Raw genomic sequence first — 25,379 nt, 5'->3', positions numbered from 1 at the left:
TGAGGGCCTATAGCTCAGTTGGTTAGAGCAGGGGACTCATAATCCCTTGGTCGCAGGTTCGAGTCCTGCTGGGCCCACCACACAAGAAAGCCGCGCATTGCGCGGCTTTTGTGCATCTGGCATTTCACTCAAGCGGACAATTCACGCAGCGCCGCCGTCGCCAAAAAACCTGATCGCGAAGCGTAGCGATGATCTTTTTGCACGCGTTCGTCAATCCGGTGAAGAAGCTGCTCGGGTAAAGAAGCATTGAACCGTACCGACTTACCCAAGTAAGGCGTGAGATCAAAATCAACAATCGCCCAGACACCACCGGCGTAGTCCGGATTTTCGAGATGAGCATCAACCTCTTGCGCCTGCGGAAGGTTTTCCTCGTCGGCAACCAGCCCCTCGAGGTGCAGCGCCAGCGCCTCCCGTACATTATCCAACGCTTCGGAAAACGAAGAGCCCGCCGAGAAGCAACCGGGTAGATCAGGGACTGTTACGCTGTAATCCGAATCAGCATCTTTATGTACTACCACTGGAAATTTCATCATTCCTCCTCTGAACAAGCCCACTGGGCTCCTTCACCGTCAGCCTGGCTCATCACTTAAGCCCTGCTGATTTAAAAATACTATGCAAAGTGCCTTTGGCAATCTCTGACTTGGGATGAGGGACGGTCACTCGCCCCCGCTTTATAGGATGTTTGAACTGGTGATGACTGCCCTTTGTCGCCACCTCAAACCATCCATCCGCAACCAGCAGATCAATTACCTCTCTACTTCTCATCGCCCCACCTTGCAGTGTGTATACTACACACTACCAATGGGCAGCGCGCTTTTTACACACACAAAACATACCAATGAAAAGACCGTCCAACCTTTGAACGGGCCCCAGACAAAATATGATGACAACGAGGTAGACCGTCTCACCAGCAAACTTCTGTCAGTTTTTATGCACTGGAGCGTTAAGCTCCCTAGCGGGTCACGCTCAAACCTTCCGTGTCTGCCATCTCGGCCAAACATGCCTGTAACATAAATCCCGATTACACCCCGCACCGGAGTCCTCCTTGCCCGCCCTAGACGAAATCGACCGCCAACTGATCGCCGCCCTGCAGCTCAATGCCCGCGAAAGCGTGGCCATGCTTGCCCGGCAACTGGGGATTGCGCGCACCACCGTCACGTCACGCCTGGCACGCCTGGAGAAAACCCAGGTGATCACCGGTTACGGCGTGCGCCTGGGCCAGCGCGTCGCGGACGGGGGTTTGCAGGCTTATGTGGGTATTACCGTGCAACCACGCTCAGGCAAAGAGGTGCTGCGCAGGCTGAGTGCGATGGCGCAGGTGCAGCAGTTGTGCGCGGTAAGTGGTGAGTTCGATTACGTGGCGTGGCTGCGCACCGATTCGCCGGAACAGTTGGATCAATTGCTCGATCAGATCGGCAGTGTCGACGGGGTGGAGAAAACCACCACGTCGATAATCCTCAGTAACAAATTGGACCGCGGACAACCAATCTGATCATCATGATCGTCGATTTGACTAAAAACAGTGCAATCCGACGACACATTGCGTCTTATTAACGAGCGCAACGCTCCCTAAACTGGCTGCCATCTTTTTCTATACTCAACGGGCCCCTCCCGCCGAGCCGTCAGTAAGGTCAGCCATGAGCATTCCGTCCAGCACTATCAGCAAGACCAATCGCCACCCCGCAGACGGCAAGAAGCCCATCACCATCTTCGGTCCGGATTTCCCGTTTGCCTTTGATGACTGGATCGAGCACCCCGCCGGCCTGGGCAGTATTCCCGCCGCCAACCATGGCGCCGAAGTGGCGATCGTGGGCGCGGGTATCGCTGGCCTGGTCGCGGCCTACGAGCTGATGAAGCTGGGCCTCAAGCCAGTGGTGTATGAAGCCTCGAAGATGGGTGGCCGCTTGCGCTCCCAGGCCTTCGAAGGCGCCGAAGGCATCATCGCCGAGCTGGGCGGGATGCGTTTTCCGGTGTCGTCGACGGCGTTCTATCACTACGTAGACAAGCTGGGCCTGGAAACCAAACCCTTCCCCAACCCACTGACCCCGGCATCCGGCAGTACCGTGATTGATCTGGAAGGCCAGACCCACTACGCGCAAAAACTCTCCGACTTGCCTGCGCTGTTTCAGGAAGTAGCCGATGCCTGGGCCGACGCCCTGGAAGCCGGTTCGCAGTTTGGCGATATCCAACAGGCAATCCGCGACCGCGATGTGCCGCGGCTCAAGGAACTGTGGAACACGCTGGTGCCACTGTGGGATGACCGTACCTTCTACGACTTCGTCGCCACTTCCAAGGCCTTTGCCAAGCTGTCGTTCCATCATCGCGAGGTGTTTGGTCAGGTCGGTTTCGGCACCGGCGGCTGGGACTCGGACTTCCCCAACTCCATGCTGGAAATCTTCCGCGTGGTGATGACCAACTGCGACGACCATCAACACCTGGTCGTAGGCGGCGTAGCGCAAGTGCCCATGGGCATCTGGCGCCATGTGCCGGAGCGCTGCGCCCATTGGCCGGCCGGCACCAGCCTCAGCTCGCTGCATAGCGGCGCACCACGGGCGGGGGTCAAGCGCATTGCTCATGCCGCCGATGGCCGTTTCGCCGTCACTGACAACTACGGCGATACTCGCGAATACGCTGCGGTGCTGACCACCTGCCAAAGCTGGCTGCTGACCACCCAGATTGAATGCGACGAAACCCTGTTCTCGCAAAAAATGTGGATGGCCCTGGACCGCACGCGCTACATGCAGTCGTCGAAAACCTTCGTGATGGTCGATCGCCCATTCTGGAAAGACAAAGACCCGCAAACCGGCCGCGACCTGATGAGCATGACCCTCACCGACCGCCTGACCCGCGGCACCTATCTGTTCGATAATGGCGACGACAAGCCGGGGGTGATTTGCCTGTCGTACTCATGGATGAGCGACGCGCTGAAAATGCTGCCTCAGCCTATCGACAAGCGAGTCAAGCTGGCTCTGGACGCGCTGAACAAGATCTACCCCAAAGTGGATATCAAGGCGCGCATCATCGGCGATCCGATCACGGTTTCCTGGGAAGCCGACCCGCACTTCCTCGGGGCTTTCAAAGGCGCACTGCCCGGCCACTACCGCTACAACCAGCGGATGTACGCGCACTTCATGCAGAAAGACATGCCCGCCGAACAACGCGGGATCTTCATTGCCGGTGACGACGTATCGTGGACGCCCGCCTGGGTCGAAGGGGCCGTACAAACCTCGCTGAACGCGGTATGGGGCATCATGAGCCACTTCGGTGGCAGCACCCACCCAGAGAACCCGGGCCCCGGCGATGTGTTCGATGAAATCGGGCCAATCGCCCTGGCCGAGTAAGGAGTTGAACATGCGTGTCGCCCTGTACCAATGCCCACCACTGCCGCTGGATGTGGCCGGTAATATCCAGCGCCTGCGCCAGTTGGCGCAAGAGGCATCCGACGCCGATGTGCTGGTACTGCCGGAGATGTTTCTCTCTGGCTATAACATTGGTGCCGAAGCTGTTGGCGCGCTGGCCGAGGCTCAGGATGGGGTGTCTGCCCAGGCAATCGCCGAGATTGCGCAAAACGCCGGGCTGGCCATTCTGTATGGCTATCCGGAGCGGGCAGACAATGGGCAGATCTACAACGCCATACAACTGATCGACGCCGACGGTCAGCGCCTGTGCAACTATCGCAAGACCCACCTGTTTGGTGATCTGGACCGCGCCATGTTCAGCGCCGGCGACGATGATTTCCCGGTGGTGGAGCTTAACGGCTGGAAGTTGGGTTTTCTGATCTGCTACGACCTGGAGTTTCCGGAAAACACCCGGCGTCTGGCCCTGGCCGGCGCCGAACTGATCCTGGTGCCTACCGCCAACATGGTGCCGTTCGACTTTGTCGCCGACGTCACCGTGCGTTCGCGAGCCTTTGAAAACCAGTGTTTTGTGGCCTATGCCAATTATTGCGGGCACGAAGGCGAAATTCATTACTGCGGGCAGAGCAGCATTGCCGCGCCGGATGGCCAACGTATCGCCCAGGCCGGCCTGGATGAAGCCTTGATCGTCGGCACCCTGGATCGCCAGTCAATCCTCAATGCCCGCGCCGCCAACCATTACCTGCAAGACCGCCGCCCCGAACTCTACGGCGCGCTGCACAAGCCCTGACCCCATGGGTTTGCTAGCATAGGCACTTCTCACGCCTCGGAAGTGCCCATGCCTGCGCCGGTTCACCCTCACCCTGTTCATCTGACCCTGGCCAATGGCCTGCGGGTATCCCTGCGCCATGCGCCGCGCTTGAAGCGTTGCGCTGCCGTTTTGCGCGTGGCTGCCGGCAACCATGATGTGCCATTGGCCTGGCCGGGGCTGGCGCACTTTCTTGAGCATTTGCTGTTTCTCGGTAGCGAACGATTTCCGAGCGGGCAAGGATTGATGGCCTACGTGCAGCGCCTCGGTGGCCAGGTCAATGCCAGTACCCGCGAGCGCACCACTGAGTACTTCTTTGAACTGCCGGTGGCGGCCTGCGCTGACGGGCTCGCACGGTTGGCGGATATGTTGACTCATCCACGCCTGACGCTCGACGATCAACGACGTGAACGCGAAGTGCTGCACGCGGAGTTCGTCGCCTGGTCCGAAGACGTCAAGGCACAACAGCACGTTGCGTTGTTGCAAGGGTTGGCGGCTGATCACCCGCTGCGAGGATTCCATGCCGGTAACCGCGACAGTCTGCCGGTGGAAAGCGACGATTTTCAAACAGCCTTGCGCGAATTTCACCGGCACTTCTATCAAAGCGGGCAGATGACCTTGAGCCTCGCCGGTCCGCAATCACTGGCAGATTTACAAGCCCTTGCCCAGCAGTTCAGTGACGCACTGATTACCGGGCCACTGCACCCGCAAGCCGCCCCACCGCCCCTGATGCAAGGCCAGGCACGCAGTTATCAACACACCGCCAATCAGCACTTGCATCAGGTCATCACCTGTAACGCCCCCCGCCAGGCACTGGCGTTTCTCTGCACCTGGCTCAACGCTTCAGCGTCGGGCGGGTTGTTGGCCGAATTGAAAGCTCGCCAGCTGGCCAGCACGCTGCATGCGTCTGTGCTGTACCACTACGCCGACCAGGCGGTGCTGGATATCGACTTTACCCTCGATAGCACCAGCCAACCGGCGACGCAGATCGAAGCCTTGCTGTACGACTGGCTAAGTTTTTTCGCACACAGCGACTGGAATCCGTTACGCGAAGAGCTTGCCTTGCTCAATGCACGTCAGCAGCAGGTTCAAGGCGCCCTGGCCTTGGCTCGCAACGACAGCGAAGACCTGTCGGACCAAGACATTGCAGCCCTCAAGGCCATGCTTGAAACACTGCATCTGCCCGCCTCTGAACACAGCTGGCAACTCCCACCCGACAACCCCTTTCTTCGATCGCCGGCCAAGGACGAGCGTGCCGGTTTGATCCGCGGCCAAACCAGCGCCCATCGGGGTTTGCGTACCTTTGCGCAGGATCGCTCACGGGGTCGCCGGGAGTTATCAGCGCTGACCTTCAGCCACGCATTGGCGGATGACACCGACGAAGGCGCGCTGTATCTGCATTGGCGGTTTGAGGCTGCCGTGCCCGCCGGATTGGAAAGCCTGTTGCAGCCACTGCGCGAGCAAGCCCGTCAAGCGGGCGTCGAGTTATCCTGCGAAACCATCGGCAACGATTGGCGGGTCAACATCCACGGCCTTCACGAGCCGATGCCGGCTGTGCTCGAAGCGTTGGCGCGGTGCCTGAGCAGTTCGGATGTACATCTGTTACCACCGACGCCCACGCCGATGATCGCCATTCGCGAACTCATCAAGGCGTTGCCGGCTTGCTGCGCCGGTGTTTCAGCCGATTCCTCGGGTGCACCCGCGTCCTGGTCCACCGCTCACTGGCAAGGCCTGGGCGCGGGCTTGCCGGCAGGGTGTGAAGCGGCGATCAAAATCGCAGCCGCCCGCCTGCCAGGGCAGCCGAACACCATTCAATGCACACCTGAAGTTCTCGACGGGCAGCGAATCTGGCACTCGGTAAACACCGTATCCAGCGACGCTGCGCTGCTGCTTTTTTGCCCAGCGCCAAGTCAGTCTGTCGTCGACGAGGCCAACTGGCGGTTGCTCGGGCATCTGCTCCAGGGCCCGTTCTACCAGCGTTTGCGAGTTGAACTGCAAATCGGCTACGCCGTGTTCAGCGGCATCCAACAAGTCAATGGGCAAACCGGCCTGGTGTTTGGCGTGCAATCGCCCAGCCTGTCATTGGACGCAATCGTCGAACACCTGCACACCTTCCTGCAGCAACTGCCGTCTTTGATCGAACGCAGCGCAGACATGGGCAATCAGCTCCTTGCGCAGCAATTCACGGCCCAGGCACTTTCCGTCAGCCAAACCGCCGATTTGCTTTGGCACGCGCAGTTGGCGGGGCATACGTCGAGTTACCTGGATCAACTTCAACACCTGATCCAAAACCGCACACGCGAAGACTTGCAGCACGCAGCCCAACAACTGCTTGGTGCAGCAGGTGGCTGGCGCTGCGTGGCTAACGGCCCGCGTATCAGCGATGACTGGCAAGCAGGGCCATGATCGTTGCCAACCCTGCAACAGGCTTTTTCCATCGGGACAGCGCTAACTTGAAAAGAATTGCGTAACATTGCGCAGCAATATCTGAACATCTCCAATGGGAGGTGGACTATATGTATTACTTGGTAGTGAACGTCCCATCCCTTGATAGGAGTAAGAATATGACCTGGTCCAAACCTGCTTACACTGATCTGCGTATCGGTTTCGAAGTCACCATGTACTTCGCCAGCCGTTGATTGGCTGAGTAATACAACGCCTCGGTTCGCCCGGGGCGTTTTTGTTTTGAGCTGTGCTTGATGGAGCGATCATGTTTGTCCAGATTCTAGGTTCCGCCGCCGGCGGTGGCTTCCCGCAGTGGAACTGCAACTGCGTAAACTGCGCAGGCTTTCGCGATGGCAGCCTGCGGGCCCAGGCGCGCACCCAGTCGTCCATCGCGATCTCCGACGACGGAGTGAATTGGGTCCTGTGCAACGCGTCGCCGGATATCCGCGCGCAACTGCAGGGCTTTGCGCCCATGCAACCCGGGCGCGCCCTGCGCGATACCGGTATCAGCGCAATCATCCTGATGGACAGCCAGATCGACCACACCACCGGCCTGTTGAGCCTGCGCGAGGGCTGCCCGCATCAGGTGTGGTGCACTGACATGGTCCATGAAGACCTGAGCACCGGCTTCCCGTTGTTCACCATGCTGACCCACTGGAATGGCGGCCTGGCCTGGAACCGCATCGAACTGGACGCCAGCTTCACCATCCCGGCCTGCCCCAACCTGCGCTTCACCCCGCTGCCGTTGCGCAGCGCAGCGCCGCCCTACTCGCCGCACCGCTTCGACCCGCACCCCGGTGACAACATCGGCCTGATCGTCGAAGACCTGCGCACCGGCGGTAAACTGTTCTACGCCCCGGGCCTGGGCAAGGTCGACGCGCCGCTGCTGGAAATCATGGGCAGCAGCGATTGCCTCTTGGTCGACGGCACGATGTGGGATGACGATGAAATGCAACGCCGCGGCGTCGGCACCCGCACCGGTCGCGAGATGGGCCACCTTGCGCAGAACGGCCCCGGCGGTATGCTTGAAGTGCTGGAGCAGTTGCCCAAGCAACGCAAGGTGCTTATCCACATCAACAACACCAATCCGATCCTCGATGAAGATTCCCCCGAGCGAGCCGAGTTGGTGCGGCGCAATGTCGAAGTGGCGTACGACGGCATGAGCATTGAATTGTAGGAGCGACCGAAATGACTGACACACCGCTGACGACCGCCGAGTTCGAAGCAGCCTTGCGGGCCAAGGGCGCCTTCTACCATATCCATCACCCCTACCATGTGGCGATGTATGAAGGCCGCGCGACCCGCGAGCAAATCCAGGGCTGGGTCGCCAATCGCTTCTATTACCAGGTGAACATTCCCCTGAAAGACGCCGCGATCCTGGCCAACTGCCCGGACCGTGAGATCCGCCGCGAGTGGATCCAGCGCTTGCTCGACCACGACGGCGCACCGGGTGAAGACGGCGGTATCGAAGCCTGGCTGCGCCTGGGCCAGGCGGTGGGCCTCGACCCGGACCAACTGCGCTCCCAGGAACTGGTGCTGCCCGGTGTACGCTTCGCGGTGGACGCCTATGTCAACTTCGCACGTCGCGCCAGCTGGCAGGAAGCCGCCAGCAGCTCGCTGACCGAACTGTTCGCGCCGCAGATCCACCAGTCGCGCCTCGACAGCTGGCCGCAGCACTACCCGTGGATCGACCCGGCCGGTTACGAATACTTCCGCACCCGCCTGGGCCAGGCCCGTCGCGATGTGGAACACGGCTTGGCGATCACCTTGCAGCACTACACCACCCGCGAGGGTCAGGAGCGCATGCTGGAAATTCTCCAGTTCAAACTGGATATTCTATGGAGCATGCTCGACGCAATGAGCATGGCCTACGAACTCAAACGCCCGCCCTATCACAGCGTGACCGAACAGCGGGTGTGGCATAAAGGGATCACCCTATGAGCTTTGATCGCAGCAAAATACCGACATGGCGCCAGGGCTACCGCTACCAGTACGAGCCTGCGCAAAAAGGCCATGTATTGCTCTACCCGGAAGGCATGATCAAGCTCAACGACAGCGCCGCGCTGATTGGCGGCTTGATCGACGGCGAGCGCGATGTGGCAGCCATCATCGCCGAGCTGGACCGGCAATTCCCCGGCGTACCGGAACTCGGTGAAGACATCGAGCAATTCATGGAGGTCGCCCGTGCAGAGCACTGGATCACCCTTGCCTGAAAAACCCGCCATCGGGCTGCCGTTGTGGCTACTGGCCGAGCTGACCTATCGCTGCCCGCTGCAGTGCCCGTACTGCTCCAACCCGCTGGATTTCGCCGAGCAGGGCAAAGAGCTGAGCACCGAGCAATGGATCAAGGTGTTTCGCGAAGCCCGCGAGATGGGCGCCGCGCAACTGGGGTTTTCCGGGGGTGAGCCGCTGGTGCGACAGGACTTGGCCGAACTGATCGCCGAGGCCCGCAAACTGGGCTTCTATACCAACCTGATCACCTCAGGTATCGGCCTGACCGAGCAGAAAATCAGCGACTTCAAAAAGGCCGGGCTGGACCATATTCAGATCAGTTTCCAGGCCAGCGACGAGCAGGTGAACAACCTGCTGGCCGGCTCGAAAAAAGCCTTCGCGCAAAAACTGGAAATGGCCCGTGCGGTCAAGGCACACGGCTACCCGATGGTGCTGAACTTCGTCACCCATCGGCACAATATCGATAAGATCGATCGCATCATCGAGCTGTGTATCGCGCTGGAAGCGGATTTTGTCGAACTCGCCACCTGCCAGTTCTACGGCTGGGCGCAGCTCAATCGCGTGGGCTTGTTGCCGACCCGAGATCAGTTGGTGCGCGCCGAACGCATCACCAACGAATACCGCGCCAAACTGGAAGCTGAAGGCCATCCGTGCAAGCTGATCTTCGTGACACCGGATTATTACGAGGAGCGCCCTAAAGCCTGCATGAACGGCTGGGGCAGCATCTTTCTGACGGTGACACCGGACGGCACTGCCCTGCCCTGTCACGGCGCGAGGCAGATGCCGGTGCAGTTTCCCAATGTGCGCGACCACAGCATGCAGCACATCTGGTACGACTCGTTTGGCTTCAACCGCTTTCGCGGCTATGACTGGATGCCCGAGCCTTGCCGCTCATGCGATGAAAAGGAAAAGGATTTCGGCGGCTGCCGTTGCCAGGCGTTTATGCTCACCGGTGACGCCAGCAATGCCGACCCGGTATGCAGTAAGTCCGAGCAGCACGGCATCATTCTGAAAGCGCGGGAAGAAGCCGAACAGGCCACCCAGACCATCGAGCAACTGGCCTTTCGCAATGAGCGCAACTCACGGCTCATTGCAAAAGGCTGAGGGCTTCAACGCTTGGCGATAATGTATACCGCGTGGATGATGCCGGGGAAGTAACCGCACAGGGTCAGCAGGATATTCAGCCAGAATGCACCGCCGAAGCCTACTTGCAGGAACACACCCAGTGGCGGCAGCAGAATAGCGATGATGATACGAATAATGTCCATGGGTCAGCTCCAGAAAATCGGCTCGTGTGAGCCGTGTAGCTAATCGACATTGGCGGTTCGTGAGGGTTCAGTGGATTCTGGCATTGGGCCATCTCAGGCCAGAATCTCCAGCCATCTTTTCACACCGGGAATCACCCAGACAAAAAAACGCCCCCAGCCAAAAGAATCAGGCTGGAGGCGCCGCGTATGCCGCGAGACGGTTCAGGAAACTGGGGTCAAACGGCGATGCCCTTGCGGCATTGCACTTGGGCGGTACGCACCCGAGAAAAGGCGCGGGCAAGCCGCAGCAGCATTTCGTCGATATGGGTTTTGCTGATGTTCAGCGCAGGGGTAAAGCGCAGGCAGTCAGGTTGCGTGGCGGTGAGAATCAGGCCTTCGTGCAGCGCGGCCTTGACCACTGCTGCGGCGCAATCGTTCGACAATGTCAGCCCCCAAAGCAGCCCGTTGCCGCGCAAGGGCCCATGGCCATAACGGTAGGCCAGGCGGGCAAGGCCTTCTGCCATGTATAGGCCGGATTCACGTAGGTGCTCCAGAAAGCCGTTCGCCAATACAGCGTCAAGTACGGCGATACCCGCAGATGCCATCAGGGCATTGCCATGATGCGTACCGTCCAGCTCGCCCGCTTCGAAGCAGCAGGCCGTGCCACGCGCCAGCAGCGCCGCCAGGGGCACCCCACCGCCCAGGCCTTTGCCCAGAGCAATGATGTCGGCGCGTACGCCGTACTGTTGTTCGGCCAGCAAGCTGCCACAGCGGCCCATACCGGTTTGCACTTCGTCGAAAATCAGCAGAATCCCCAGCTCACGACACAGGCGTTCGACGCCCTTGAGGTAATGTTCTGACGCGGGGATGACACCACCGCCGCTTTGTATCGGCTCCAGCATGATGGCGACGGTCTGCGCATCGACCGCTGCGTCCAGGGCCGGCAGATCGTTAAACGGCACCTGGCTGAAACCTGGCAACTGCGGTTCAAAACGGTTTTCGCAAGCCACAGCCGACGCCGACATCGCCCCAAGGCTCCGGCCATGGCAACCATTGCTTACCGTGATGATGTGGTAAGCGCCGCCACGATGCAGCTGGCCCCACTTGCGTGCCAGCTTGATGGCCGCTTCACAGGCTTCGGCACCACTGTTGAGCAAGTAGGCCTGATCGCTGCAGGTGTGATGGCACAGACGGTCGACGAGGTCCAGTTGCGCACGGTTGTGCAAGCCCAGGCCAGGGTTGATCACGGTGTGCATCTGTTCGGCAACAGCGTCGCGAACGCTCGGGGGACAGTGACCCAGGCTATTGGCGCCGCCGCCTTGACTGAAATCCAGATAGGCGCGGTCGTCAGCGTCCGAAAGCCATGAGCCCTGCCCCTGCACAAACACTTGGGGCGGGCGCGCCACAGTGGGCATCAGGCAGTGGCTGGAAACATCTGCACGCGGGGTTTGCACAACCAGGTCATCCAGACTCGGCGCACAGCGACGGAACAAGTTCACACTTCACCCCCGCTGGCAACCTGACCTTGGTCGTTGCGGCCTGCCCATTGCACCTGAAGGTTTTTTGCCTTGCCTATGTAAACGCTATCAACAAAAACGCTATTCATTGCCCGATCCGGCCCTGTAAGCCTTGCGAATAGGCGCTAGACTAGGCCTCTGGGGGGCCAGCGGCCATTTCGATTTTCCAGCTTTTTCGATAAGTAAGCCTTATGGATTTCAAGCAACTGCGTTATTTCGTCGCGGTGTATGAGGAAGGCCACGTAGGGCGCGCTGCGGAGCGTCTTTCGATCTCGCAACCGGCCTTGTCGCAACAGATACGCCAGCTGGAGCAGAACCTTGATGTAAGTCTGTTCGAACGCAGCAGCAAACGCCTGCTGCCGACCCTGGCGGCGCACACCTTATACAACCACGCGTTGCCGCTCATTGATGGCATGCAACAAGCCGTCGAAGCGCTACGCAACTTCAAGGGCCAGGCCATGCGGACCCTGGCCATCGGCGTACTGCAAACCGTGCACACCAGCCTGGTGCCGCAGATGCTTGAACGTGTGCGCAAGGCTCAGCCCCATCTGGTGGTGCAGATTTACGAGCTGACGGGGCTGGAGATTGAACGGCGTTTGCTCAACGGCTCGCTCGACATCGGCATCAGCTACCTGCCGCCACGCCAGCCGGGGCTGCACGGCGTGCTGCTGTATGAAGATGAGTTGAAGGTGGTGATTCCCGAAGACCATCCGCTGCGCGAATTCAAGAAAGTCTCGCTCAAACAAGCTGCCGAGTTGCCGATGCTGTTACTGGGGGAAGAGTTTCAAGTCAGGCAGATCTGGCAGGGCCAGTTGGCCAACCTGGGGCGCCGCCCTCAGGTGCAAGCGGAGCTCAACACCATGGTGGGCATACTCGACAGCCTGCCCCACACCAGGCTGGCAACAGTGCTGCCGGGGCGTTCCCAGGACGAACACAACAGCAAGGCGCTGTTATGGAAACCCCTGAGCGAACCGAGGGTGCCGCTGAAGGTGGGGTTGGTGTGCCGCGATGTGCAACGCCAGCAGGCGACGGTCGCGTTGCTGCGCACATTACTGGAGGACGTGATGAACGCCCCGCAGGCCAGCGCCTGACTTTTTCGCAGGCAAAAGAAAACCCCGCCGAAGCGGGGCTTTGCAGACTGTTTCCCTGACATCCATTTCACTCCGCCATCCTGGCAGAATCCTACGTGTCCGTGTTGTTGCTTTGCGCTTCCTGCGCGACGTCCATGTGAAGTAGATTATCCGTGGATCCAATTTGGCGATAGAGGACGATTAGCAGCACGTCATGTAAGAGATTGCTTACACGGCCTCCCAGCCCTTAAAACAGTGCTTCATCCATCAGGAACAGCGATTCGCTACCGGCTTTTACCGACGCACTCAACGAATGAATGCGTGGCAGCAGGCGGGCAAAGTAGAATCGTGCAGTCCCCAGCTTGCTGGCGTAGAAGGCCTCCTCGGACTCCTTGCCCAGCGCGGCCTTGGCCATGCGCGCCCACATGTAGGCGTAGGCCATGTAGCCGAATGCATGCAGGTACTCCACCGACGCTGCGCCGATTTCATTCGGGTTGCTCTTGGCGCGGTCCAGTACCCAGGCCGTCAATTCATCCAGGTTATCCACCGCTGCGCTGAGCGGCGTGGTGAACTCGGCCAACTCGGCCAACTCGGCCGACGATTCAGCGATGAACTGGCGGATCTCATCGGCGAACAGGGTGTAGAACGCACCGCCACTGCCAACGATCTTGCGCCCCATCAAATCCAGTGCCTGAATGCCGTTGGTGCCTTCGTAGATCTGGGTGATGCGCACGTCACGCACCAACTGCTCCTGGCCCCACTCGCGGATGTAGCCGTGGCCACCGAACACTTGCTGGCCGAGCACGGTGGTTTCCAGGCCCAGATCGGTGAGAAACGCCTTGGCCACCGGTGTCAGCAACGCCACCAGATTATCGGCACGCTCGCGAGCCTGCGCGTCATCGCTGAACTTGGCGATGTCCAACTGCGTGGCCACATAGGTGGAGAACGCACGGCCGCCTTCGTTCGCCGCCTTCATGGTCAGCAGCATACGGCGTACGTCCGGATGCACGATGATCGGGTCTGCCACTTTATCCTTGGCCTGTGCCCCCAGCGGGGAACGGCTCTGCAGGCGGTCGCGGGCGTATTCAATTGCGTTCTGATAGGAACGCTCGCCGGACGCCAGGCCCTGGATACCCACCCCCAGGCGCTCGTAGTTCATCATGGTGAACATCGCCGCCAGGCCACGGTTAGGCTCACCAACCAGGTAACCCACGGCTTCGTCGAAGTTCATCACGCAGGTCGCGGACGCCTGGATCCCCATCTTGTGTTCAATCGAACCGCAGGTCACCGGGTTGCGTGCGCCGAGGCTGCCGTCGGCGTTCACCATGAACTTGGGTACCAGAAACAGCGAGATGCCCTTGGGCCCCGCCGGTGCATCCGGCAGTTTGGCCAGTACCAGGTGGATGATGTTTTCGGTCAGGTCGTGCTCGCCACCGGTGATGAAGATCTTGGTGCCGCTGACCTTGTAGGAACCGTCCGCCTGAGGCTCGGCCTTGGTGCGGATCATGCCCAGGTCGGTACCGGCATGGGCTTCGGTCAAGCACATGGAACCGGCCCACTCACCGGAATACATCTTCGGCAAGTACGCGGCCTTGAGTTCTTCGCTGGCGTGGGTATTGATCGACACACAGGCGCCGGAAGTCAGCATCGGATACAAGCCGAATGCCAGGCTCGACGAGTTGATCATTTCTTCAACCTGCGCCGACACCGCCTTGGGCATACCCATGCCGCCATAGGTCGGATCGCCGCCCACACCCACCCAGCCGCCTTCGGCGTAGGTCGCATAGGCCTGGGGGAAACCGTCCGGGGTGTTCACCGCACCGTCGGTCCAATGGCAACCTTGCTCATCGCCGCCGCGGCTCAAGGGCGCGATGGATTTGGCGGTGACCTTGCCGGCCTCTTCGAGGATCGCCTCAACGGTTTCGGCGTCAACAGCGTCTGCCAATGCCGGCAATTGGGCCCAAGTCTTGGCGACTTCAAAAACTTCGTTGAGGACGAAGCGCATATCACGCAACGGCGCTTTGTAATCAGCCATGGCAAACCTCGTGAGAACGTAATAAGTAATTCGACAGGAACGGTTTTACAGGCTCCGAGTGTACCCGAACAACTTTTAAGACACATAGGGTCCTTTCGTGACCAATAAGTACCCATAAGTCACACAAGAAGCTCTCTCGTAGGAGCGAGCTTGCTCGCGAAAAATCCAGGAACACCCCGCTAAACCAGGCGTGCGCGAATCGTTAAAGTTCTTCGCGAGCAAGCTCGCTCCTACAGGTTGAACGCGTCGGCGGGGAGACTCATCAGGCACTCACTGCCCGCTTCTACCGCCGCACGATGCGTGGCCGTACGCGGCAGCAGGCGCTTGAAATAGAACTCGCAGGTTGCCAGCTTGGCCCGGGCAAACTCGGCATCACCGTGCGCTTGCGCGGCGATCGCCATGCGCAACCACAGGTAGGCGAGGATGATGTAACCGCTGTACATCAGGTAATCCGTGGCCGCCGCGCCCACTTCGTCGGGATTCTTCATTGCTGCCGTCCCCACCTTCAGCGTCAACTCCCCCCATTGCTGGTTCAACTGATTGAGCTGTTCAACATAAGCCTTGAGCTGACCATGCTCGGCATTGGCCGCGCAGAACTTGTGCACGATTTTGGTAAACCCGCGTAGCAACTTGCCCTGGCTGCCCAGCACCTTGCGCCCCAGCAGGTCGAGGGCCTGAATGCCGTTGGTGCCTTCGTAAATCGGCGCGATTCGCGCATCGCGCGCCAATTGCTCCATGCCCCACTCGAGAATATAGCCATGCCCGCCAAACACTTGCATACCGTGGTTGGTCACCTCAAGCCCGGTTTCAGTCATAAAGGCTTTACAGATCGGCGTGAGGAAGGCCAGCAGGTCCTCGGCGTCCTGGCGCTGGTCGGCGTCGCTGCCCAGGTGCGCGGTATCGAGCAGTTGGGCGGTGAAGTAGGTCAGCGCACGATTGCCCTCATTGAAGGCTTTCATGGTCAGCAACATGCGGCGCACATCGGCGTGCACGATGATCGGGTCGGCAGCTTTTTCCGGGGCCTTGGCACCGGTCAGCGAGCGCATCTGCAGGCGGTCGTTGGCGTACCTGATCGCACCCTGAAAGCTTGCTTCACCGTTGCACAGGCCCTGCATCCCGGTGCCGAGGCGAGCGTGGTTCATCATGGTGAACATACAGTTCAGGCCTTTGTTCGCCTCGCCGATCAAGAAGCCCTTGGCACCATCGAAGTTCAACACGCAGGTGGCCGAGGCCTTGATGCCCATCTTGTGCTCGATGGAGCCGCAGTGCACCGCATTGCGCTCGCCTGAATCGGCATGGAACTTGGGCACGATAAACAACGATATGCCTTTGGTGCCCGCCGGCGCATCCGGCAGTTTGGCCAGCACCAGGTGGATGATATTGGCGCTCATGTCGTGCTCACCGGCGGAGATGAAGATCTTGCTGCCGGTGACCGCGTAGCTGCCATCCGCCTGAGGCACGGCGCGGGTCTTGATCAAGCCCAGGTCAGTGCCGCAGTGGGCTTCGGTCAAGCACATGGTGCCGGTCCATTCGCCGACAGTGAGTTTACTCAGGTACGTGGTTTTCTGCTCCTCGGTGCCGTGGGCGTGGATCGCCGACATGGCGCCGTGGGTCAGGCCCGGGTACATGCCCCACGAGGTATTGCTGGAGCCGATCATCTCGCTCAGCACCAGGCCCAGGGAATGCGGCAGGCCCTGTCCACCGTAGGCCCGGTCTGCCGCCACGCCGTGCCAGCCGCCTTCCACGTATTGGGCAAAGGCTTGCTTGAAGCCCTTGGGCGTAGTGACCACGCCATTGTCGAAATGACAGCCTTCTTCATCGCCGCTGCGATTGAGCGGCGCGAGCACGTTTTCGCAGAACCGGGCGCCCTCTTCAAGGATTGCATTGACCATGTCCGGGCTGGCATCCGTTGCGCCCAGAGTGGCGTAGTGGCCGTGAAAATCGAATACGTTATCGATCAGAAAGCGCATGTCGCGCAGAGGAGCTTTGTACTCAGGCATGGCAATGTCTCCGGCAGCAGATGGTTTGACCCTACTGCCGGTACCGCCGACGGACAATCACTGTAGCGCTGCTGAATACAGCACCATTACTCAACCGGCAGCACTTTCCATGCGCACCGCGCCACGGCGGTTCTGCCCGGCCGCGATCACGCAGTTACGCCCGGCCCCCTTGGCCGCGTAAAGCGCCTGGTCGGCGGACTTGAGCACCTCTTCAGGATTACGCTGCTCGGCCTGACGCTCGGCCACGCCAATGCTGACCGTCACCGACACGCTGGAGGCACCACTGCCCGCACGCCGTTGACGGCCTTGATGGTCGTCATGGGGCCGGTCCGGGTTGCGCAGTTTGATGTCGTAGCCGGCAATGATCTCGCGGATCTCCTCCAGATGCGGCATGCATTCATCCAGGGTCTTGCCGGCAAACACCACGGCAAATTCTTCACCGCCATAGCGGTAGGCACGCCCGCCACCATTGACCTTGGACAGCTTGCTCGCCACCAGGCGCAGCACTTGGTCGCCCACATCGTGGCCATGGGTGTCGTTGAAACGTTTGAAGTGATCGACGTCGCTCATCGCCAGCACATAGTTGCGCCCCAGCCGTTGCATGCGTTCGTTGAGGGCGCGGCGTCCCGGCAACCCGGTCAGCTCATCGCGAAACGCCATTTGATAGGCTTCGTGGGCCACACCGGCGGCGATCATCAACATCACTTGGCTGCACATGATATTGAGGGTGAACGGCAGGATGAAAGTCTGCGGCAACATCCAGAACAGGCCCAACACCCCCACCAGCTGGGCGGCGTGCAGCGGGCGTGGCTGATACCAATACTGGGCGGCCAGGGTGAGGAAGCCGATCAGGAACATCGGATAGGACAGCTGAATCAGGCTCATCCAGGCGCCATGCAGCACCGGCCAGCGGATCTCCGCCAACCAGCCCAGCAACGCCTGGGGAAAACTCTGTTCCAGGGCCAGTGCCACACTGCCTACCGCAAGCAACACCGCGCAGCGCGCGACGAAGTCACGGAACAGATGAGTTTTTTCCTGCCACAGCGCGTAGATGCTGAACAGCAGCGGCAACAGCAGGCAACACAGGTGGAACACCACCGCAGCGTCTTCACGCACGCGGCCATTGTCGCGGTAGAAATCGGTCTGGGTATCCAGCAGGAAATAGGCGACGTACACCGTGATCATCAGGAACAGTTCACGCTGGCGCCGATACACCGCGCAGTACGCACCGCCGAGCAGCAGAACCAGAGTCGGCAACACGTTGAACAGCGAGGTGAAAAAGACGTTGAGGTCCTTGACGTACGCAGCGCAGAGCCCGGCCAGCAACAGCAGCAGCGAAGGTAGAAAATGACTGAAACGTACAGCAGACACGCGTGACAAGGGTAAAACTCCGACCCGCAAACAAATAATGGCACTGTGCCTCTAGCAGTCAGTTAAGCACAATCGACCTGCATGTATCACATTGCCATCACTGTAACGGCAGCGGGTTGCAATCCCTGAGCGCATTACTGCGGTTTTTTATGCACGCCCTCTGTAGGAGCGAGCTTGCTCGCGAAGATCCCACCGGCACCGCGCTTATCCAGAATGCCCGCGTTATCGTTAGCGACCTTCGCGAGCAAGCGCGCTCCTACAGGAGGGCAAAAAAAACCGCCGCGTCCCGAAGGAGGCGGCGGTTTTTAGCAGAACCCGGAAAGGCTTAGTAAGCCAGGCCGAAATCTTCTTCTTTCATGTCCATCAGGTTGCTTGCGCCCGACAGCATGGTCGCCACGTGGGTGCGAGTACGCGGCAGGATGCGTTGGAAGTAGAAGCGCGCGGTCTGCAACTTGGCGGTGTAGAACGCCTCTTCGGTAGTGCCCGCAGCCAGTTTTTCAGCCGCCAGGCGCGCCATGTCGGCCCAGAAGTAAGCCAGGCACGCGTAGCCGGAGTACATCAGGTAATCCACCGAGGCGGCGCCGACTTCTTCACGGTCTTTCATCGCGGCCATGCCGACCTTCATGGTCAACTCGCCCCACTCTTTGTTCAGTGCAGCCAGCGGCGCAACGAACTCTTTGACCGCTTCGTTACCTTCGTTGGCCTGGCAGAACTTGTGCACGATCTTGGTGAAGCCCTTGAGCGCTTCGCCTTGGGTCATCAGCACTTTACGGCCAAGCAAGTCCAGGGCCTGAATACCGGTGGTGCCTTCGTACAGCATCGAAATACGGCTGTCGCGAACGTTCTGTTCCATGCCCCACTCGGCGATGAAACCGTGACCGCCGTAGATCTGTACGCCGTGGTTGGCCGACTCAAAGCCGACTTCGGTCATGAACGCCTTGGCGATCGGGGTCATGAAGGCCAGCAGGGCATCCGCCTGTTTCTTGGCTTCGTCGTCGGTGCCGTACTTGACGATGTCCACTTGCTTGGCGGTGAAGTACACCATCGCACGGTTGCCTTCGGCGAAGGCTTTCATGGTCAACAGCATACGGCGCACGTCAGGGTGCACGATGATCGGGTCCGCGGCTTTGTCCGGCGCTTTCGGGCCCGTCAGGGAACGCATTTGCAGGCGGTCGCGGGCATATTTCAGGCCACCCTGGAAGCCAATCTCGGCGTGGGACAGGCCTTGCAGCGCAGTACCCAGGCGAGCGGTGTTCATAAAGGTGAACATGCAGTTCAAACCTTTGTTCGCCGGGCCGATCAGGAAACCGGTGGCCGCGTCGAAGTTCATCACGCAAGTGGCGTTGCCGTGGATGCCCATCTTGTGTTCCAGGGAACCACAGGTCACCGCGTTGCGCTCGCCAATTGTGCCATCGGCATTGGGGAGGAACTTCGGCACGATAAACAGCGAGATACCCTTGGTGCCGGCCGGTGCATCCGGCAGGCGCGCCAGTACGATGTGGACGATGTTGTCGGCCATGTCGTGTTCACCGGCCGAGATGAAGATCTTGGTACCGGAGACTTTGTAGGAACCATCAGCCTGAGGTTCGGCCTTGGTACGCAGCATACCCAGGTCGGTACCGCAGTGTGGCTCGGTCAGGCACATGGTGCCGGTCCATTCGCCCGACACCAGCTTGGTCAGGTAAGCCTCTTGCTGCTCGGGGGTGCCGTGCTCGGAAATGGTGTTCATCGCACCGTGGGACAGGCCCGGGTACATGCCCCACGACCAGTTGGCGGCGCCAACCATTTCGCTGACTGCCAGGCCCAGAGATTCCGGCAGGCCCTGGCCACCGTGCTCAACGTCATGGGCCAGGCTTGGCCAGCCGCCTTCGACGAATTGCTTGTAGGCTTCTTTGAAACCGGTAGGGGTCTTAACGCCTGACTCACTCCAGGTACACCCTTCGATGTCGCCCACGCGGTTCAGCGGTGCCAGAACTTGCTCACAGAACTTGGCGCCTTCTTCGAGGATGGCGTCGACCATGTCCGGGGTAGCGTCCTGGCAAGCCGGCAGGCTCTGATAGTGCGCTTCATAGCCGAGCAGTTCGTCACGAACGAAGCGAATATCACGCAAGGGGGCCTTGTAGTCAGGCATAGCGATAAACCTCTGCTGATGTATCTGGGATGAACAACCGCGTGGATTTGTTATGGCGGTCAAACAGGTGTTTGAAACATACGTTTACGACCCAGGGTTGTCAAGCGTCGGCCAGATGCCGTTTGTCTTGATGCAGATCATCGCCGGGCACGGCAAGGCCTGCGGCGGGATGCCACACAGAATTTTCAGGAAAGATGAAGTTTTATGTAGGAGCGAGCTTGCTCGCGAAGGACATCAGCACACCGCGCCAGTTCAGGCGGCACGCGTTATCGTTGGCGTTTTTCGCGAGCAAGCTCGCTCCTACAGGGTGGGACGGGATCAGGCGTAGGTATCGATCAACGTACCGAGCATTTCATCCGAAGCCTTGGCGACTTTCGCTCCCAGCTCGACTTGAAACTTGCCTTGGGCCATTTCCACCATATTGCTCGCCGAATTAGACGCTTGGGCGCGGTCATTGGCTTGCAGGCGGTCGCTTTGCGCGGCCGATGGCTGGGACGTTGCGGCGCTGGCGATCTTGCCGGCTGCCTGGTCGACACGGTTCTGCCCGGTCTGAATACTGCTCAGGCCCGAATAAAACGCGCTGCTTCCAGAGATTTCCATGGCGTAAGCCTGCCTTTAGAGAATCGTGAAGGTAGATTGAAGCAGACATCCTGGCAAAAGACCCGTCAAAAACACTAATGGCATATTGCCTTGCCGATAGCCAAAATCAGTCAAGCAGGTCCAACTCCAGGTACTCGGCCACGGCGGCGGCGCCCGCATCCTTGAGCTTCGGCACCCGCCCCAGGCAGGGCGCGGGCAAACGCTCGGCCAGGGTGGCGAGGTTTTCTTCCAGACGAGAGGTCTTGGGGTCGATGATATTCGCCACCCAGCCAGCCAGCGGCAAGCCGTCCCGTGCGATGGCTTCGGCGGTAAGCAACGCGTGGCTGATGCAGCCCAGTCGCACGCCCACCACCAGGATCACTGGCAATTTGAGCGCCATGGCCAGGTCCGACAGGTTGGCTTGATCGGCCAGGGGCACGCGCCAGCCGCCCGCCCCTTCGATCAAGGTGAAGTCAGCTCCACGGGCCAGGATCTGTTGCATCGGCTTGAGCAACGATTGCACCGTCAGCCCCACGCCTGCCTCGCGCGCAGCCAAATGGGGCGCGATAGCCGGCTCGAATGCAACCGGGTTGACCTCGGCATAACTGAGCGGCAATGAGCACTCAGCCAGCAATGCCAGGGCATCGGCATTGCGCAAACCCTGGGCAGTCAATCGGCAACCCGAAGCCACCGGTTTTCCGGCGGCCGTGCTTTTGCCCGCGAGCCTGGCGGCGTGCAACAGGCCGGCCGCGATGGTGGTCTTGCCCACATCGGTATCAGTGCCGGTGATGAAGTAAGCGACGCTCATAGCGGTTTCTCCAGTACGGCGTAAACCACCTGGTACGTGGCGGGCAGGCCCTGGGCCTGACGGAACTGCTCGTAAGCCTCTACCAGTGCAACAATCCGCGCGCGCCCCGTCAAGCCGCCGGGGCGGCCGGGGTTGAGGTTGTGGGCGCCCAACGCTTTGAGTTCGTGGGTCAGGCTGCGCACATCCGGGTAATGCAGCACATGGGGTTGTCGCGCAAGGCTTACCACCCGCAAGCCGCTGGCCGCACATAGTTGCTGATAAGCCTCGAAAGTGCGAAAGCGATTGACGTGAACCAGGCCATCGACCGCTCGCCAGCTTTCGCGCAATTCATCCAGGGTACCCACGCACAGGCTCGCGAACGCCAACACACCGCCAGGTCGCAACACACGCTGAGCTTCGCTGAGCACGGCATCGAAGTTGGCACACCATTGCACCGCCAGGCTGGAGAACAGCAACTCAAAGCTGCCAGCCTTCAGCGGCAGGCGTTCCGCATCACCGGCAATGAAATGTCGCGCACCGCCTAAAGGCCGTGCGTGGTTGAGCATGCCTTCGGCGATATCCAGCGCCATGCCCTCGCTCGCAGGCAAACGTTCACCCAGTACTCGGCTGAAATACCCCGTGCCGCAGCCCATATCCAGCCAGCGTGGTGGCGAAAGGTCAGCTGGCAAACGGCTGAGCAACTCATGCCCTACCGCGCGCTGCAACTCGGCCACGCTGTCGTAGCTGGCCGCTGCACGAGAGAACGAGGCGGCAACCTGGCGCTTGTCCGGCAAGGCGCCCGGCAGGCAAGGGTGGGATAAATCAGTCATCGACACACTCATGCAAAAAAGCCTGGATGGCCCCTGCGACACCGTGGGGGTCTTCCAGAAGAAACGCGTGACCGGCCTGTTCAATCAGGCCGACTTCTACATCGGGTAACAACGTCAGCAGGTCACTGGCGGCTTCGGCAGGCACCAACCCATCCAGGCCGGCAAACAGATGCAACTGCGGCCCGCGAAACGCCTGCAAGGCCGCCCGGGTATCCAGTTGCGCCAGCAGCTCCAGGCCGGGCATCAACACACTGGGGGCGGTATGTGGCGCACCGCTGACCAGCAAACGCGAGAGCCCGCGCGGATCTTGCGCCCCCTTGGCACACAACAGGCCGAAGCGCTTGAGGGTCACCTGGGAGTCGGCGTGGCAACCTGCCAAAAACGCATCGAAGGTCTCGGCGGGCATCCCGTGGGGCCAGCCGTCATGGGCGACGAAACACGGGTTGCTCGCCAGGGTCAGCAAACCGCAGCAACGCTCACCACGGCGCGCCGCCAACTCCGAAGCGAGCATCCCGCCCAGGGACCAGCCCCCGAGCCAGACGTTGTCCGCCAGCGTCGCATCGAGCTCGTCGAGCCACTCACTCAAATCACTGGAATCCAGCGCCGGCAAGGGCTCGATCTGTACCCGCAGGTGCTCGTTGAGGCCCTGCAGCGCCGCGGCCAACGGCTCCAGGGGCGACACACCGAGGCCCCAGCCGGGCAGCAGTATCAGGCGATCACGCATGGTCGGGCTCCGCTGCGTTCAATAACCGGAAACAGTCCTCTAATCCGTTTAACAATAGCTGCACCTGCGCTTCGCTGTGCGCCGCCGTCAATGTCACGCGCAACCTTGCACTACCGGCCGGAACAGTCGGCGGGCGGATTGCAGTCACCATCAGCCCACGCTCGCGCAGCATCTGTGACAGACGCAAGGCTCGGGCGCTGTCGCCAATCAGGATCGGCTGGATTGGCGTAAAGCTGTCCATCAATGCCAGGCCCAACTGCTCGGCGCCGCGACGGAACTGGCGGATCAACCCGTTGAGGTGCTCGCGCCGCCAGTGCTCGCTGCGCAGTAGCTCCAGGCTTTTGAGGGTGGCGCAGGCCAATGCCGGTGGTTGGCTGGTGGTGTAGATATACGGGCGGGCAAACTGGATCAGGCTTTCGATCAACGCTTCACTGCCTGCCACAAATGCCCCGGCGGTGCCGAAGGCTTTGCCCAGGGTACCCACCAGTACCGGTACATCGTCCTGGCTCAAGCCAAAATGCTCGACGATACCGCCGCCATTGGCGCCCAGCGGGCCAAAGCCATGGGCATCATCCACCATCAGCCAGGCACCTTTGGCCTTGGCTTCACGGGCCAGCACCGGCAGGTCGGCCAGATCGCCGTCCATGCTGAACACCCCGTCGGTGACCACCAGCGTATTGCCGGTGGCCTTTTCCAAACGCTTGGCCAGGCTGCCGGCATCGTTATGCAGGTAGCGGTTGAACCGCGCCCCAGAGAGCAAACCCGCATCCAGCAATGAGGCGTGGTTGAGGCGGTCTTCCAGCACCGTATCGCCCTGCCCCACCAGCGCCGTGACCGCGCCCAGGTTGGCCATATAGCCGGTGGTAAACAGCAACGCACGCGGGCGCCCGGTCAAATCAGCCAGGGCCTCTTCCAACTCATGGTGCGGCGTGGCGTGGCCCACTACCAGATGCGAAGCGCCGCCGCCCACGCCCCAACGGGCCGCCCCGGCGCGCCAGGCTTCGATCACCTGCGGGTGATTGGCCAGGCCCAGGTAATCGTTGTTGCAGAACGCCAGCAATGGCTGGCCATCCACCACCACTTCGGGCCCTTGAGGGCTCTGCAGCAACGGGCGTTGACGGTATAGATGTTCAGCACGGCGGGCAGCGAGGCGCGCAGCAAGATCAAAAGACATGCTGGCCTCGATTAAACAGCGGCGTTGTAGAACTGCTCGCTGCTCTTTTGCTCCACCAGCGCCTGCTCGATCGCGGCCTGGTGCACTTCATCGGCATGCTCTTCGCGGGCTTCGGGCAGGATGCCCAGGCGGGCGAACAGCTGCATGTCCTTGTCAGCCTGAGGGTTGGCGGTGGTCAGCAATTTATCGCCGTAGAAGATCGAGTTGGCACCGGCAAAAAACGCCAGGGCCTGCATCTGCTCGTTCATGGCTTCGCGGCCGGCGGACAGGCGCACGTGGGACTGCGGCATCAGGATGCGCGCCACCGCCAGCATACGGATGAAGTCGAAGGGGTCGATGTCCTCGGCGTTTTCCAACGGTGTACCGGCCACCTTCACCAGCATGTTGATCGGCACCGACTCTGGATGCTCCGGCAGGTTGGCCAGTTGGATCAGCAGGTTGGCACGGTCGTCGAGGGACTCGCCCATGCCGAGGATACCGCCCGAGCAGATCTTCATCCCCGAGTCACGCACATAAGCCAGGGTTTGCAGGCGCTCGCTATAGGTGCGTGTGGTGATGATCGAGCCGTAGAACTCAGGCGATGTGTCGAGGTTATGGTTGTAGTAATCCAGGCCGGCCTGGGCCAGGGCTTCGGTCTGGTCCTGGTCGAGACGACCCAGGGTCATGCAGGTTTCCAGGCCCATGGCTTTCACGCCTTTGACCATCTCCAGCACGTAGGGCATGTCTTTGGCCGACGGGTGTTTCCACGCCGCACCCATGCAGAAGCGCGTCGAGCCGATGGCCTTGGCGCGGGCGGCCTCTTCGAGGACCTTCTGCACCTCCATCAGCTTCTCTTTTTCCAGGCCGGTGTTGTAGTGACCCGACTGCGGACAATATTTGCAATCTTCCGGGCAGGCACCGGTCTTGATCGACAGCAGGGTCGATACCTGTACGCGGTTGGCGTCGAAATGCGCGCGGTGCACGGTCTGCGCCTGGAACAGCAGGTCATTGAACGGCTGCACGAACAGGGCTTTGACTTCGGCCAAAGACCAATCGTGACGCAGGGTGGCAGAGGTGCTGGCGCTCATGGGCGA

25 protein-coding genes and 1 tRNA gene are annotated in these 25,379 nt (G+C 60.5%); 12 read left to right on the top strand and 14 right to left on the bottom strand.

Annotated features, from left to right (window positions below; all coding sequences use genetic code 11):
• Positions 1–3: 3 nt before the first annotated feature.
• Positions 4–80: transfer RNA gene (locus tag TX23_RS11410), tRNA-Ile, on the top strand.
• 48 nt (positions 81–128) lie between these two features.
• Here the strand turns inward: TX23_RS11410 and TX23_RS11405 are convergent.
• Together TX23_RS11405 and TX23_RS27090 are read right to left on the bottom strand one after the other, a co-directional pair.
• Positions 129–530 (bottom strand): type II toxin-antitoxin system HicB family antitoxin, encoded by a 402-nt coding sequence (locus TX23_RS11405; protein ID WP_057702301.1) that lies wholly within the window; start codon positions 528–530, stop codon positions 129–131.
• A 52-nt stretch (positions 531–582) separates the two neighbouring features.
• Positions 583–765: a type II toxin-antitoxin system HicA family toxin gene (locus TX23_RS27090; RefSeq protein WP_082629601.1), complete on the bottom strand. Its 183-nt coding sequence runs from the start codon at positions 763–765 to the stop codon at positions 583–585.
• Between the two features lie 280 nt (positions 766–1,045).
• On the opposite strand from TX23_RS27090, the gene TX23_RS11400 reads away from it, so the two are divergent.
• From TX23_RS11400 to pqqE, 9 genes are all read left to right on the top strand, one after another.
• Positions 1,046–1,492, top strand: coding sequence for an Lrp/AsnC family transcriptional regulator (locus TX23_RS11400; RefSeq protein WP_003194755.1), 447 nt, complete (start codon positions 1,046–1,048; stop codon positions 1,490–1,492).
• A gap of 166 nt (positions 1,493–1,658) precedes the next feature.
• Entirely contained in the window at positions 1,659–3,341 is a 1,683-nt protein-coding gene (locus TX23_RS11395; RefSeq protein WP_057702300.1) for a flavin monoamine oxidase family protein, read from the top strand.
• Positions 3,342–3,351: 10 nt separating this feature from the next.
• Entirely contained in the window at positions 3,352–4,146 is a 795-nt protein-coding gene (locus TX23_RS11390; protein WP_057702245.1) for a carbon-nitrogen hydrolase family protein, read from the top strand.
• A 48-nt stretch (positions 4,147–4,194) separates the two neighbouring features.
• On the top strand, positions 4,195–6,570 hold the full coding sequence (gene pqqF, locus TX23_RS11385; protein WP_057702244.1) for a pyrroloquinoline quinone biosynthesis protein PqqF: 2,376 nt from the start codon (positions 4,195–4,197) through the stop codon (positions 6,568–6,570).
• 158 nt (positions 6,571–6,728) lie between these two features.
• The gene (gene pqqA / locus TX23_RS27085; RefSeq protein ID WP_003194766.1) at positions 6,729–6,803 is read left to right on the top strand and encodes a pyrroloquinoline quinone precursor peptide PqqA; all 75 of its coding nucleotides are present in this window, start codon (positions 6,729–6,731) and stop codon (positions 6,801–6,803) included.
• Between the two features lie 71 nt (positions 6,804–6,874).
• On the top strand, positions 6,875–7,786 hold the full coding sequence (gene pqqB / locus TX23_RS11380; RefSeq protein WP_057702243.1) for a pyrroloquinoline quinone biosynthesis protein PqqB: 912 nt from the start codon (positions 6,875–6,877) through the stop codon (positions 7,784–7,786).
• A gap of 11 nt (positions 7,787–7,797) precedes the next feature.
• Entirely contained in the window at positions 7,798–8,550 is a 753-nt protein-coding gene (pqqC, locus tag TX23_RS11375; RefSeq protein ID WP_017138042.1) for a pyrroloquinoline-quinone synthase PqqC, read from the top strand.
• Positions 8,547–8,822, top strand: coding sequence for a pyrroloquinoline quinone biosynthesis peptide chaperone PqqD (pqqD, locus tag TX23_RS11370; RefSeq protein WP_057702242.1), 276 nt, complete (start codon positions 8,547–8,549; stop codon positions 8,820–8,822). Before pqqC ends, pqqD begins: the two co-directional genes overlap by 4 nt.
• Complete coding sequence (gene pqqE / locus TX23_RS11365; protein WP_057702241.1) at positions 8,815–9,945, top strand: pyrroloquinoline quinone biosynthesis protein PqqE; 1,131 nt, start codon at positions 8,815–8,817, stop codon at positions 9,943–9,945. The genes pqqD and pqqE overlap by 8 nt, the downstream gene beginning before the upstream one ends.
• 5 nt (positions 9,946–9,950) lie before the next feature.
• On the opposite strand, the gene TX23_RS27080 is transcribed toward pqqE, so the two are convergent.
• Complete coding sequence (locus TX23_RS27080) at positions 9,951–10,109, bottom strand: YqaE/Pmp3 family membrane protein (protein ID WP_003194776.1); 159 nt, start codon at positions 10,107–10,109, stop codon at positions 9,951–9,953.
• 215 nt (positions 10,110–10,324) lie between these two features.
• Positions 10,325–11,587 carry an aspartate aminotransferase family protein gene (locus TX23_RS11360; RefSeq protein ID WP_057702240.1) on the bottom strand — a complete coding sequence of 421 codons (1,263 nt, stop codon included), beginning with the start codon at positions 11,585–11,587 and terminating at the stop codon, positions 10,325–10,327.
• A 209-nt stretch (positions 11,588–11,796) separates the two neighbouring features.
• Here TX23_RS11360 and TX23_RS11355 point away from each other — a divergent pair, with 209 nt between their 5' ends.
• Positions 11,797–12,696, top strand: a complete 900-nt coding sequence (locus TX23_RS11355; protein ID WP_057702239.1) for a LysR family transcriptional regulator — start codon at positions 11,797–11,799, stop codon at positions 12,694–12,696.
• A 226-nt stretch (positions 12,697–12,922) separates the two neighbouring features.
• Here TX23_RS11355 and TX23_RS11350 read toward each other — a convergent pair whose 3' ends face one another.
• The 4 genes from TX23_RS11350 to TX23_RS11335 all read right to left on the bottom strand — a co-directional run bounded on the left by TX23_RS11350 (position 12,923) and on the right by TX23_RS11335 (position 20,212).
• Positions 12,923–14,710, bottom strand: coding sequence for an acyl-CoA dehydrogenase C-terminal domain-containing protein (locus TX23_RS11350; RefSeq protein WP_057702238.1), 1,788 nt, complete (start codon positions 14,708–14,710; stop codon positions 12,923–12,925).
• A 230-nt stretch (positions 14,711–14,940) separates the two neighbouring features.
• A complete protein-coding gene (locus tag TX23_RS11345) occupies positions 14,941–16,710 on the bottom strand; it encodes an acyl-CoA dehydrogenase C-terminal domain-containing protein (RefSeq protein WP_057702237.1) in 1,770 nt (589 codons plus the stop codon).
• Positions 16,711–16,800: 90 nt separating this feature from the next.
• Positions 16,801–18,090 (bottom strand): GGDEF domain-containing protein, encoded by a 1,290-nt coding sequence (locus TX23_RS11340; RefSeq protein ID WP_057702236.1) that lies wholly within the window; start codon positions 18,088–18,090, stop codon positions 16,801–16,803.
• A 316-nt stretch (positions 18,091–18,406) separates the two neighbouring features.
• Positions 18,407–20,212, bottom strand: coding sequence for a phenylacyl-CoA dehydrogenase (locus TX23_RS11335; protein WP_057702235.1), 1,806 nt, complete (start codon positions 20,210–20,212; stop codon positions 18,407–18,409).
• Positions 20,213–20,264: 52 nt separating this feature from the next.
• Here TX23_RS11335 and TX23_RS11330 point away from each other — a divergent pair, with 52 nt between their 5' ends.
• Positions 20,265–20,540 (top strand): hypothetical protein, encoded by a 276-nt coding sequence (locus TX23_RS11330; protein WP_057702234.1) that lies wholly within the window; start codon positions 20,265–20,267, stop codon positions 20,538–20,540.
• Here the strand turns inward: TX23_RS11330 and TX23_RS11325 are convergent.
• The 6 genes from TX23_RS11325 to bioB all read right to left on the bottom strand — a co-directional run bounded on the left by TX23_RS11325 (position 20,531) and on the right by bioB (position 25,373).
• The gene (locus tag TX23_RS11325) at positions 20,531–20,812 is read right to left on the bottom strand and encodes a hypothetical protein (RefSeq protein ID WP_057702233.1); all 282 of its coding nucleotides are present in this window, start codon (positions 20,810–20,812) and stop codon (positions 20,531–20,533) included. The two genes, TX23_RS11330 and TX23_RS11325, sit on opposite strands and share 10 nt — an antisense overlap.
• Positions 20,813–20,918: 106 nt before the next feature.
• Complete coding sequence (gene bioD / locus TX23_RS11320; protein ID WP_057702232.1) at positions 20,919–21,599, bottom strand: dethiobiotin synthase; 681 nt, start codon at positions 21,597–21,599, stop codon at positions 20,919–20,921.
• Positions 21,596–22,408 (bottom strand): malonyl-ACP O-methyltransferase BioC, encoded by an 813-nt coding sequence (gene bioC / locus TX23_RS11315; RefSeq protein ID WP_057702231.1) that lies wholly within the window; start codon positions 22,406–22,408, stop codon positions 21,596–21,598. Before bioC ends, bioD begins: the two co-directional genes overlap by 4 nt.
• Entirely contained in the window at positions 22,401–23,132 is a 732-nt protein-coding gene (locus TX23_RS11310; RefSeq protein ID WP_057702230.1) for an alpha/beta fold hydrolase, read from the bottom strand. The genes bioC and TX23_RS11310 overlap by 8 nt, the downstream gene beginning before the upstream one ends.
• Positions 23,125–24,306: an 8-amino-7-oxononanoate synthase gene (bioF, locus tag TX23_RS11305; protein WP_057702229.1), complete on the bottom strand. Its 1,182-nt coding sequence runs from the start codon at positions 24,304–24,306 to the stop codon at positions 23,125–23,127. The genes TX23_RS11310 and bioF overlap by 8 nt, the downstream gene beginning before the upstream one ends.
• Positions 24,307–24,317: 11 nt before the next feature.
• On the bottom strand, positions 24,318–25,373 hold the full coding sequence (bioB, locus tag TX23_RS11300) for a biotin synthase BioB (RefSeq protein ID WP_005792092.1): 1,056 nt from the start codon (positions 25,371–25,373) through the stop codon (positions 24,318–24,320).
• Positions 25,374–25,379 lie beyond the last annotated feature (6 nt).

This window comes from Pseudomonas paralactis (assembly GCF_001439735.1).
Classification (GTDB): Bacteria; Pseudomonadota; Gammaproteobacteria; order Pseudomonadales; family Pseudomonadaceae; genus Aquipseudomonas; species Aquipseudomonas paralactis.
Note: the sequence above shows the minus strand (reverse complement) of the source record. Positions and strands in the feature narration are given on the sequence as shown.